11 protein-coding genes are annotated in these 12,724 nt (G+C 31.1%); 6 read left to right on the forward strand and 5 right to left on the reverse strand.

Translation table 11 applies throughout. The features are described from left to right. On the forward strand, positions 1 to 313 hold a 313-nt coding region (locus AC5EAH_RS04635), incomplete at its 5' end, for a GNAT family N-acetyltransferase (RefSeq protein ID WP_493493596.1). Positions 314 to 392: 79 nt separating this feature from the next. Here the strand turns inward: AC5EAH_RS04635 and AC5EAH_RS04640 are convergent. The 5 genes from AC5EAH_RS04640 to AC5EAH_RS04660 form a co-directional block, all read right to left on the reverse strand. Continuing rightward, positions 393 to 1,376, reverse strand: a complete 984-nt coding sequence (locus tag AC5EAH_RS04640) for a LacI family DNA-binding transcriptional regulator (RefSeq protein WP_493493597.1) — start codon at positions 1,374 to 1,376, stop codon at positions 393 to 395. 21 nt (positions 1,377 to 1,397) lie between these two features. Beyond that, complete coding sequence (locus AC5EAH_RS04645) at positions 1,398 to 2,195, reverse strand: hypothetical protein (protein ID WP_493493598.1); 798 nt, start codon at positions 2,193 to 2,195, stop codon at positions 1,398 to 1,400. A 49-nt stretch (positions 2,196 to 2,244) separates the two neighbouring features. Continuing rightward, a complete protein-coding gene (locus tag AC5EAH_RS04650; RefSeq protein WP_493493599.1) occupies positions 2,245 to 3,087 on the reverse strand; it encodes a sugar ABC transporter permease in 843 nt (280 codons plus the stop codon). Continuing rightward, complete coding sequence (locus tag AC5EAH_RS04655) at positions 3,088 to 4,380, reverse strand: ABC transporter permease subunit (protein ID WP_493493600.1); 1,293 nt, start codon at positions 4,378 to 4,380, stop codon at positions 3,088 to 3,090. 153 nt (positions 4,381 to 4,533) lie between these two features. Next, positions 4,534 to 5,805: an extracellular solute-binding protein gene (locus AC5EAH_RS04660; RefSeq protein ID WP_493493601.1), complete on the reverse strand. Its 1,272-nt coding sequence runs from the start codon at positions 5,803 to 5,805 to the stop codon at positions 4,534 to 4,536. Between the two features lie 238 nt (positions 5,806 to 6,043). Here AC5EAH_RS04660 and malQ point away from each other — a divergent pair, with 238 nt between their 5' ends. The 5 genes from malQ (at position 6,044) to AC5EAH_RS04685 (ending at position 12,721) form a co-directional block, all read left to right on the forward strand. Further along, positions 6,044 to 7,549: a 4-alpha-glucanotransferase gene (gene malQ, locus AC5EAH_RS04665; protein ID WP_493493602.1), complete on the forward strand. Its 1,506-nt coding sequence runs from the start codon at positions 6,044 to 6,046 to the stop codon at positions 7,547 to 7,549. A gap of 11 nt (positions 7,550 to 7,560) precedes the next feature. Continuing rightward, positions 7,561 to 8,676: an ABC transporter ATP-binding protein gene (locus AC5EAH_RS04670; protein ID WP_493493603.1), complete on the forward strand. Its 1,116-nt coding sequence runs from the start codon at positions 7,561 to 7,563 to the stop codon at positions 8,674 to 8,676. 120 nt (positions 8,677 to 8,796) lie between these two features. Beyond that, positions 8,797 to 11,064 carry a glycogen/starch/alpha-glucan family phosphorylase gene (glgP, locus tag AC5EAH_RS04675; RefSeq protein WP_493493604.1) on the forward strand — a complete coding sequence of 756 codons (2,268 nt, stop codon included), beginning with the start codon at positions 8,797 to 8,799 and terminating at the stop codon, positions 11,062 to 11,064. 224 nt (positions 11,065 to 11,288) lie between these two features. Continuing rightward, positions 11,289 to 12,026, forward strand: coding sequence for a CPBP family intramembrane glutamic endopeptidase (locus AC5EAH_RS04680; RefSeq protein WP_493493605.1), 738 nt, complete (start codon positions 11,289 to 11,291; stop codon positions 12,024 to 12,026). After that, a complete protein-coding gene (locus tag AC5EAH_RS04685) occupies positions 12,020 to 12,721 on the forward strand; it encodes an HAD family hydrolase (protein ID WP_493493606.1) in 702 nt (233 codons plus the stop codon). The genes AC5EAH_RS04680 and AC5EAH_RS04685 overlap by 7 nt, the downstream gene beginning before the upstream one ends. Positions 12,722 to 12,724 lie beyond the last annotated feature (3 nt).

A 12,724-nucleotide genomic window follows, 5' to 3' on the forward strand; every position in this document is an offset into this window, starting at 1 on the left:
TCGCAATATTATTTGCAATTCATCAATAAAAAACAATAATGATGTGGTAGGTGCTATTCGAGTTATTGATCATCAAGATGCTAGTGTTAAAAGAATTGCACCATTATTTATTTTGAAAACGTATAGAAATTTAGGTTATGCACAACAAGCAATACAACAAGTAGAATTGATTCATGGCAAAGAACATTGGCAATTAGATACGATTTTACAAGAAACTTCAAATTGTTATTTGTATGAAAAACTAGGCTATCGAAAAACAGGGCAGTATGACAAAATTAATGACAAGATGACCATCGTTTATTATAGAAAGTAATTAATTTATATTGTTGATTGTTGTTAATACAAAAACAGGGTTAGGAAAACAATGTATTTCCCAACTCTGTTTTTTTATTTTATTGTGTAATAATTTCATGCGTAATTAATTGTCTGTAACACACATGTTTATCTTTAAGATGATCTTCAATAATCTGTAGTAGTGTTTTAAATGACATGCGACCTAATTCGAGTGCATGAATATCAATATAAGCTGATAAGGGTATGCGTGGTGTCATAGCATTAAATGAAACGATAGGGAGTTGCATGTGATGTTCGACCATATATTGTTGAATACCTTCAGCAAGTAACATGTCTGTTGTAACAATGGCTTCAATATGTTGTGTATTTTGCCAATTGTGCATAATATCATAACCTTGAGAGATTGAAAAATTATCAACGAAAGAGATGAGCTGCTCGTTAATAGCTATTTGGTGTTGATTAAGCGCTTTTTGATAGCCAGTAAAACGATCTTGTGTAACGTATAAATGTTCAGTACCACCTAAAAAAGCGATATGATTAAAACCTTGTTGAATAAAATATGCTGTGGCATCAAATCCAGCTTGTACATTGTCATTATCAACGAAAGATACATAAGGTGATAATGATTTACCTAAAATTAAAAAAGGAAACTTATGTTCAATCACTAGATCAACTAGGGGATCTTGTTCTGTAGCATATAAAAAAATCAGTCCATCTACACGTTTACCGAAAACCATATCTGAAATAGCATTTAAACGCTGTGTTTCATTTTGTCCTGTACTAATTTGAATAGCATAATTATAGTCAGCGGCAATTTGTGAGATACCTCTTAATACAGCGGGAAAAAATGGATTTTGATAAAATGCATCAGAATCTTGAGGTAATACTAAACCGATAACTTGGGTGCGTTTACTCACTAAACTACGTGCATTTAAGTTAGGATGATAATCTAATTCTTTCATTGCTAAACGCACACGTTGTTTTGTTTCTTCACTAATAGTAGGTTTATTTTGAACGACGCGTGTGACAGTTGAAGGTGAGACACCAGCTAATTTTGCCACATCTTTAATTGTTATACGCATTTTATCACTCCTTTGATCGTACTAATCTCTAAAATGTGTTTTATAAAATACGGTAATTAAAATTAATACGAATAAAATATTTTGTATAGTAATGATAGTAATCATATCATAGTGAATTAAGCCAATCAAACTTGAGATAAAGGTAGGAAGGGCTAAACAATTTAAAACAAAATTATAACATGATTTAAACGTTTTAAAACTAAATAATTTAGCACGGCGTGTGAATAATAAAAATAATGATGAACCGATGCTAATAAAGATAAAATTAAAAGTGAGTAAAGCACTTGCTATCATTAAGAGTGTAGCGATGACGATTAACTGATTTTGATGATACCATATTTGATTTAAATATTGTGTTAATGCAGTTTTATCATCAAATATGCTAGGTGTTAAGTTCTGATAATCAATATTAGCGACCATTTTGCCTTGTTGGTAAATCATAAAATGATCTGTATCAAAAAATAATAGATTAGCTTGTTGGTTGATATTTGTTAATTGTTGTTTATCAAAATAAATAACATGATGTTGCGATGTTGTAAAGCTCATATTTCGACCTGATAAATGGTTATTGTCCATAGTTATGTATTGTTTAGCTTGTTGAATATTATCTTCAGTTAAGCCATCATACGCATCGTTAACAAAATTGGTCATTGGATAGCTTTGGTAGTGGGTTGTATGAATTGTTACGGGGATCATTAATAGTGCGATTAAAAATAATGTTATAAATATCATTTGCCACCATTTTAATTGGTGACGTGCTTGAAACATATTTTTTGCAGTAAAAATATGACTAAAATAATTAAATGGAAATTGTGACATTGTCTTCCTCTTTCTATAAATAAAGAGAGGTGAGTGGCCTCTCTTGTTTTTAACCTTTGTCGCCCCCACTTGTTAAACCTGAAACAAAATTCTTTTGTAAGAAAAAGAATAATAGACAGATAGGTAGGGCAGTTAGAACAGCACCAGCTGCAAATAAAGCTGTTTGTAAGTTTTTAACATCAGCAACAAAGGTTTGTAAACCTACGGGTACGGTAAAAACTTCTTTTTCTCTTAATAAGAAACTTGATAAAATATAATCACCAAAAGGTGCCATAAATGCCCATAATGCTTGTACAGCAATCATTGGACGTACTAATGGTAAAACAATTTGCCAAAATCGTCTGAAATGACCAGCACCATCTAAATAAGCTGATTCATCTAGTGATAGGGGAACTGTGTCAAAGTAACCTTTCATTAACCAGGCATTCATTGGAATCCCACCACCGACATATAGGAAAATTAAAAACCAATTTTGATTCAATGCATTTAACATTAAAGCCATAACGAAAAAGGCAGTTAATGCAGCAATGGTAGGCACCATTTGAATAATTAAAAAGAAAACTAAACTTTGTTTACGACCTAAAAAATGATAGCGACTATAAGCATAACCAGCTAAAACGACAACACTTGTTTGAATGATCATAGTGAATAAGGCGATAGTTAATGTATTTAAATACCATGTGCCATATAGTGTTGTGTTAAATAATTTTCTAAAATTATCTAAACCAAATTCAAAATGACTGTCTAATGCAAAAGCTGTAACATTTCCAGTTTTAAATGCCGAAGTAATCGTAATTAATAAAGGATAGATAATGATAGCAGCTAAGATGATTAAATAGCAATAAGTTAAAAAATGATTAAAGCGACGTTTATTTTTCATAGACTTATTCATTTATTTATCCTCCATTTCAAAAGCATTCATTTTTTTAAAGGCAATCATTGAAATACTAATTACAATTAATGAAATAATAAGTGTGACTGCAGCTGCCATTGAATATTGTGGGGCAGTGCGTGTTGTTAATTTATAAATCCAAGAAATTAAAATGTCTGTGGAACCAGCACCACCACCAACACTACCAGGACCACCACCATTAAATAAATAGATGATAGAGAAATTATTAAAGTTAAACGTATATTGTGTAATTAATGTTGGTGCAGCAACGGCTAAAATCATAGGTAATGTAATATTTTTGAATTTTTGCCAAGCATTAGCGCCGTCAATATATGCCGCTTCATATAAATCATCAGGTATGGATTGTAGAATCCCTAATGTTAGTACATAGATATATGGAAATCCTAACCATCCTTGAATCATAATAAGTGCTGTTTTTGTCCAAAATGGATCAGTTTTCCATGGAATTAAACCAAAATCATAAAAAGGAATTAATTTTGATAGAAATGGCAATACTTGTGTATTCATTGCACCTAAACTATCATTAAACATATTACTAAATGTTAAAATAGAAATAAAGGCAGGGACAGCCCAAGGTAATAAGAAAATAACTCCAAAAATACGTTTACCTTTAATAAAAGGTTGATTAGCAATGATGGCAGTAAAAATACCAATGGAAATTTGAAGTGATGAGGCACAAATGGCCCAAATCACTGTCCATGATAAAACTGAACCAAAAGCACTACGGAAAGTAGACAATTGCCAAATATTCAAGAAATTATCGAAGCCAACCCAATCTAATAATCTTTGTGGTGGTAAATGTTGAAAATCATAATTGGTAAATGCAATTAAAATTGTGACGATTACTGGAAAAATAATAGCAAAAATCATTGCGACATAGGCGGGAATGATTAATAAATAAGGGAAACCATGACGTTTAATAGAAATAATCATTTCAGATAAAGTCGTTATAACAGGTAATTTTTTCTGATATCGACGAGCCGTTTTATAAGCATCTGACAAATTTAATATGTAAAAAATTACGAAAATTAATACGATAATAAGTTGAAAAGCTCCTTTAATTAACATGAATAATGAGTTATCTCTTCCAGCTTGATAACCTAAAATAAACATATCCCATAATTGTGGCCAACCTATTGTCACAAAATAAGAGATGAATAATAGTGTGATAGATAAAAATAATAATCCTTTAATGCGTTGTTTATTATATAACTGTCCTAAACCAGGAATAATCGACAAAAGTAGTGCTTTATATGGCTGATGTGTTGTCATCATAATACTCCTTTCAAATAATAAAGTGGGAAGGAAAAACATCATTGATTTTCCTATCCCACAGTTGTTGTGACTACTAAATATAGTTTTATTTTAGCAGCTATCAACGACTGCGCCTTATGAAATACTAATAAGTTTTGCGACAATTAAAGCTTATTTACTATATTTTTGTGCAATCGTATCTTTAATTAAAGTTACAGCATCAGTTGCAGCAGCTTTTGCTTCTTTTTTGCCACTTACAGCTTCAAATAACATATTTTTAGCTGGATCCCAAACTGTACTCATTTCAGAGATATTAGGCATTGGTTGAGATGTTGCGAATTGTTGAATAACAGCTGTTGTTAAATCATCATTTTTACTTACAGCATAATCACGTGCCTCTTTAGCTGCAGGAATTTCATTTGTTTTATCATAGAATTTTTTCTGATGATCTACATTAGATAAGAAATCAACAAATTTTTGTGCTAGTTCAGGATTTTTAGAAGCTACTGGAATTACCCAAGCTTTACCACCTGCAAATGTATCGTATGTTTTACCATTGTTTAATGTTGGGATGGTTGCAACGCCATAATTAATTTTAGCTTCTTTAAAGCTTTCAGCTTGCCAAGGACCGTCAATAATTGCGGCAGTTTTACCTTCTGTAAATTGTGTTTTAATAAAGTTGGCTGTACTTTCAGTATCTTGCATACCTTGAGGCCATTTATCGTACCAAGTTTTAGCATAATTAATACCTTCGATAGCACCTGCATTATCTAAACCAATATCTTGTGGGTTAGTACCTTTGTCACCAAACACATAACTACCATGTCCAGCTAATAAACCATAAGTATAGTAGAAATTAGTCCAATCTGCTAAAAAGGCAGTTGTTTTACCTTCTTCTCCTTTAAAAGCATATTTGCTATCAGTAGCTAATGCTTCTAAATCTTTAAATGTTTTTGGCGCTTCATTTAATAAATCTTTATTATAATATAAAACTAAAGATTCAATAACAGCAGGAGAACCATAAACTTTGCCACCGTTTGTTACTAATGCCTTAGTTGTTTCATCTAGTTGTTGGTCGTCATATTTTACTTCTGATAACTGACCTTCAGCACCTAAGCTACCGACACGGTCATATGGTGCCATCATGACATCAGGTGCACTACCAGATTGATTATCTAATGATAAATTATCTAATCCTGTTAAAGCATCACCTGTTTTTAACGTAATTTTTGTGTCTTTGTTTTCTTTTTCAAAGTCAGCGATACTTTCTTTCATAAATGCTTCATATTGTGGTGCGATGTAAACAGTTAAACTTTTTCCATCACCCATGCTGTTATCAGCATTCATTGTTGTTGATTCTTGTCCACGTTGTTGACCACAAGCACCTAAAATTAAAGCAGCAGCACCTGTTAATGCTATACGTTTAAACCATTTGTTATTCATATTAAAAATTCCTCCTAGATAATTATAAAATGTTATTATGCAAACGATTTCTTAAAGCGCATATTCATGATAACATGATAAGTAAACGTTTGCAATAAGAAAATAATAAAAATAATTAGGTGTTTTTTTATTTTGTAATCGCATTCAAAAAATGCTTGATTTCTGATGTGGTAAGCGTTATACTCAAAATAAAGCAAACGTTTGCATTTGAGGAATAAGATTTTGGAGGTCGTATTATATGAAACAGCGTCAGAGTGGTGTACTAATGCATATTTCTTCACTACCTAATAAATACGGTATTGGTAGTTTCGGACAATCTGCTTATGATTTTGTTGATTTTTTGTCAGCAACAAAACAACGTTATTGGCAAATTTTGCCTTTAGGACCAACAAGCTATGGTGATTCACCTTACCAATCATTTTCAGCTTTCGCAGGTAATACACATTTTATTGATTTAGATAAATTGATTGAAGAAAATTTATTAACAGAAGAAGATGTTAAAGAAGTTAATTTTGGAGACAATCCATTAGAGGTAGATTATGCACGTATTTTTGAAGTGCGCAGACCATTATTAGAAAAAGCTGTGCATCATTTTAAACAACAAGCTGATCAAAGTGACTACATGCAATTTATTAATGATAATCGTCACTGGTTAACAGATTTTTGTCAATATATGGCGATTAAAGAACATTTTAATTTAGTATCTTGGTTAGAGTGGCCTGATGAAGCGATAAAATATCGTCAGCCTGAAGCATTAGAACACTATAGTGAATTATTAGCCCCACAAATTGAGTATCATTATATTACGCAATATTTATTTTTTAAACAGTGGTTGTCATTGAAAGCATATACTAATGCACATCATATTGAAATTATTGGTGATATGCCAATTTATGTAGCTAGTGATAGTGCTGAAATGTGGGCAACACCACAGTATTTTAAAACTGATGAACAAAGAAGACCAGCTTGGGTTGCTGGTGTGCCACCTGATGATTTTAGTGAAGAAGGTCAGTTATGGGGTAATCCGATTTATGATTGGCAAGCGATGGCTGATGATGGGTATGCTTGGTGGATTACACGTATGAAAGAAAGTTTTAAAATATATGATATGGTCAGAATCGATCATTTTCGAGGTTTTGAATCATTTTGGCAAGTACCTTATGGCAGTGTCAATGCAGTAAATGGTCAATGGGTCAAAGGCCCTGATCGTGCATTATTTGATGCCATTAAATCACAATTAGGCGATTTAAATATTATTGCAGAAGATTTAGGATTTATGACACCTGAAGTTATTGCGATGAGAGAAAGTACAGGTTTTCCTGGTATGAAAGTATTACAATTCGGTTTTGATCCTCATCATGACAGTGTTGAACTACCACATAATTATACCAATAATACGGTAGCTTACACGGGCACACATGATAATGAAACGATTAATGGTTGGTATGAAGAGGCAATTAATGATGAAGTGCGTCAATATTGTAATCGTTATACAAATCGTATGCCACAAGAAACTATTTGTCATGCGATGTTAAGAACTATCTTTTCGTCAGTAAGTTTTTTAGCTATTGCGACAATGCAAGATATTTTAAATTTACAAGGAAATACACGTATGAATTTACCGTCAACTTTAGGTGGTAATTGGACTTGGCGTATGGCTAAAGACGCATTAACAGAAGATGTTGTCAGTGAGCTGTTAACATTAACAACAACATATCGTCGAGAGAATATTGACTTAAAATAAGGAGAACAATTATGGCAACATTATCATTAAAAAAAATATATAAACGTTATGACAATGGTTTTGAAGCAGTTAAAGATTTTAATTTAGAAGTTAAAGATAAAGAATTTGTCGCATTAGTTGGTCCATCTGGTTGTGGTAAATCGACAACTTTACGTATGATTGCAGGATTAGAAGATATTTCAGAAGGTGAGTTTTATATTGGTCAACGTTTAGTTAATGATGTTGAGCCAAAAGATAGAGATATTGCCATGGTGTTTCAGTCTTATGCGTTATATCCACACATGACAGTTTATGATAATATGGCTTTTGCATTAAAATTAAGACATGTAGCTAAAGAAGAAATTGATAAAAAAGTGAGAGAAGCAGCTAAAATTTTAGGTTTGGATAATTTGTTAGATCGTAAACCTAAAGCATTATCAGGTGGGCAAAGACAAAGGGTGGCTTTAGGTCGTGCGATTGTTCGTTCACCACAAGTGTTTTTAATGGATGAACCTTTATCTAACTTAGATGCTAAATTACGTGGTAATATGCGTGCTGAAATTATTCGTATTCATAATAATTTAGGTGCAACGACAATTTACGTCACACATGATCAAACAGAAGCTATGACAATGGCTGATCGTATTGTAGTGATGAAAGAAGGTGTTGTGCAACAAATTGGTCATCCTAAATCAATTTATGACCATCCGGAAAACTTATTTGTAGCTGGTTTTATTGGTGCACCGACAATGAATTTTATTAGAGGATATATTGATCAACATTATTTTGTGATGGTTGACGATAAACGTATAGAAATTCCACAACCGCAAGCACGACAGTTGCAAGAAAAAGGCTATCAAGATAAAGAAGTGATTTTAGGTATTAGACCGGAAAATATTTCTAATGATCCTTTAGTATTACAAACTTATGCGCAGGCACAAATTACAACGAAAATTAATGTGGCTGAATTATTAGGTGCTGAATATATTATTCATACAGAAATTCATGGTGAACAGATGAAAGCAATTATACCTAGTCGTCAATCTATTAAAATGGGTCAAGACATTACTTTAGCTTTTGATATGAATCGTGCACATTTCTTTGATGTAGATACAGAAGCTAATATTTTACTAAAAAATGAACAATAAGTGTTTTCATTTTATTTAAGTAAATTGTTGAAAAAATAGATAAAATATATTATAAATATTAATAAGTATCACCAAGTAATGATGTCGTTATCACAATATTTGAACTACAGGAGAAAATATATGTTAAATTTACAAAATCATGTACAACAGTATTATGCTAAACGTATTCAAGATTGTACAAATGAAGAATTATATGTCGCATTATTAAATTATACTAAGCAAAAAACAGCGATTTTACCAATGAATGATCAAAAGAAAAAAGTTTATTATATTTCTGCAGAATTTTTAATTGGTAAATTATTATCTAATAATTTAATTAATTTAGGTATTTATGATGAAGTGAAAACACAATTAGAAGCAGCAGGTAAAGATTTATTAATTATTGAAAATGTAGAATTAGAACCTTCTTTAGGTAATGGTGGTTTAGGTAGATTAGCTGCCTGTTTCTTAGATTCGATTGCAACATTAGGATTGAATGGTGATGGTGTAGGGTTAAATTATCATTTCGGTTTATTTCAACAAGTATTGCGTCACAATTCTCAATATACTGTGCCTAACTATTGGTTGACTGATCAAAACTGGTTAGTTCGTTCAGCTATTCGTTATCAAGTACCTTTTGCTAATTTCACATTAACATCAAGTTTATATGATATTGATGTACCTGGATACAAACGTGAAACAAAAAATCGTTTGCGTTTATTTGATTTGGATTCAGTGGATGATAATATTATTTATGATGGTATTCAATTTGATAAAACAGATATTATTCGTAATTTAACATTATTTTTATATCCAGATGATAGCGATCGTCAAGGTGAATTATTACGTATTTTCCAACAATATTTTATGGTCAGTAATGCAGCTCAATTGATTATTGATGAAGCTTTAGCTAAAGGCAGTAATTTATATGATTTAGCAGATTATGCAGTTATTCAAATTAATGATACGCATCCTTCTTTAGTTATTCCAGAAATGATTCGTTTATTAACTTTACGTGATATTGAGTTTGATAAAGCAGTCGAAATTGTCCGTTCAATGACAGCTTATACTAATCATACAATTTTAGCCGAAGCTTTAGAAAAATGGCCACTATCATTTTTACAAGAAGTTGTGCCACATTTAGTGCCAATTATTGAAGAATTAGATCGTCGTGTTAAAGCACAATATCCAGATGCATCAGTACATATTATTGATGAACATGGTCGTGTACATATGGCACATATGGATATTCATTATGGTTACAGTGTCAATGGTGTAGCAGCCTTACATACAGATATTTTAAAAAATTCTGAGTTAAAAGCTTTTTATGATATTTATCCGAATAAATTTAATAATAAAACGAATGGTATTACTTTCCGTCGTTGGTTATTACACGCTAATCCATCATTAGCACAGGCATTAAATGAACTAATTGGTACGGATTATCATTACGATGCCCTTGAATTAGAAAAATTATTAAATTTTAAAGATGATCAACAAATTAAAGAAAAATTAGCTGAAATAAAATTACATAATAAACGCAAATTAAAACAATATATTAAGAGAAAGCAAAATATTGATATCAATGAACATTCTATTTTTGATATTCAAATTAAAAGATTGCATGAATATAAACGTCAACAAATGAATGCTTTATATGTCATTTATAAATATTTCGATATTAAATCGGGTAATATTCCAGCTACACCAATTACAGTATTTTTTGGTGGTAAAGCTGCACCAGCTTATACAATTGCACAAGATATTATTCATTTAATTTTATGCTTATCAGAAGTAATTGCTAATGACCCAGAAGTAAGTCCGCATTTACAAGTCGTGATGTTTGAAAATTATAATGTAACAGCAGCTAGTTTCTTAATACCAGCTTGTGATATCTCTGAACAAATTTCATTAGCTTCTAAAGAAGCAAGTGGTACAGGTAATATGAAATTCATGTTAAATGGTGCATTAACTTTAGGTACAGATGATGGCGCAAATGTAGAAATTCACGATTTAGTCGGTGATGATAACATTTATATTTTTGGTCAAGAAAGTGATGCAATTATTGCCCATTATCATAATGGTTCTTATCATGCACGTCAATATTACGAACAAGATTTAATTCGACCATTAGTTGATTTTATTATTAGTGACACAGTTAAAGCCGTCGGTTGTGAAGAAAGTTTATATCGTTTACACCACGAACTAATTAATAAAGATTGGTTTATGACATTAATTGACTTAGAAGATTATATTAATGTAAAAGAGCAGATGTTGAATGATTATCAAGACCAAGAAAAATGGTTAGAAAAAGTTATTGTCAATATTGCTAAAGCTGGTTTCTTTTCAGCAGATCGTACAATTGAACAATATAATAATGACATTTGGCATTTAGAATCAAGAAAATAAATGATCAAACTTCTCTAACGTGATTAAATCGTTGGAGAAGTTTTATTTTGAGAGAGGAGTAAAATGAATAGTATAGATTTAATAAAAAAAGTGATACACGATTATGGTGGTTATCAATTATACTTGCCATAGTAACATTAATAATTATTGAACCTTTAGCAATGATTATAGGTTTTATATTACATATAAAACTAACGCATGAAAAACTAGAACATATAACATTAATGCTGAAAGGTGGCAATATTGTATCATCAGATTTAATTATGTTATTTAGTTGTCTAAGTTCGATATTATTTTTAATATTTTGTAATGCTATTATTTATAAACGTCCCATTGCAACATTAGGTTTTCATCGTCATCAATGGTTTAAAAATTATGTTAAAGGTACTGTCTTTGGTGCGGTATTATTAACTGTGTCAGTATTAGTTGTTACTTTGAGCGGTGGTTTTAAAATAACTATTGCACCTTCAATTAATTATGTTATTATATTCGGCTATTTACTAGGTTTTATGATTCAAGGTATGTCTGAAGAAGTAATTTGTCGTGGGTTTATTCAAAGTAATATTAGTGCCAAATTTGGTATGTGGTCGGGTATTATATTTAATACAGTATTATTTGCCTTATTACATAGTTTTAATAATGGCATAAATACCTTACCTATGGTTAATTTATTGTTATTTGGATTTTTTGCTTCATTACTATATTACTACACAGATAATATGTGGTTGCTTGGTGGTTTACATAGTATGTGGAATTTTGTACAAGGACCTATATTCGGAATTGAGGTGAGTGGCAACCAAATAGTACATTCAGTTTTCAAAACAACGATCATTACTAAACAGCAATTCATTTCAGGTGGTAGTTTTGGTATTGAAGGTAGTTTATCAACGACACTATGTTTAATGATAGCAACAATAATCGTTTGCTATTATATGAGACAAGGTAAGGAGAAACAATGTTAGCAATTATTTTAGATATAGATGATACAATTTATCGTCAACAAGCAGTATTTGAACAAGCCATTAGTCAGCATATTCAGGTAGATAAAGACCAGTTACCTATTTTATTTAGAGCTAGTCGTAAATATAGTGATATTTCATTTGTTCAGTTACAGAATGGTGAATTAACAAGAGAAGAAATGTATATTTATCGTTTAACGAAAGCTTTTTCGGAAATTAATATACATATTACACCGCAACAAGCACTTGAGATGCAAAGTGCATATCAATATCAACAACAACATTTACAATTAGATAAAGATATCATAGAGTTGTTAACATATTGTCAGCAGCAAAACATTCAATTAGGTATTATTACTAATGGTGCTAGTAAACAACAGTGGCAAAAAGTTGATAATTTAGGTTTGTTAAATTGGATAGATAGAGAAGCAATTATTGTCTCGGGTGATGTAGGGATTATTAAACCACATCCAGAAATTTTCAAGTTACTTGAAGATAAATTAGGGTTGCAAGTTGATCAAACGTATTATATTGGTGATGCTTTTCATAATGACGTTGTTGGTGCTCTATCAGCCGGTTGGCGTTCTATTTGGTTAAATCAATATGATTTACCGATGTCAGATGAGCAGTATCAACCACATTATATTGTAAAAACACGTCGTCAATTATTAGCTATTGTACAACAATTAAAAGCGTGAGTC

The sequence above is a fragment of the Staphylococcus sp. B1(2026) genome (assembly GCF_058895785.1).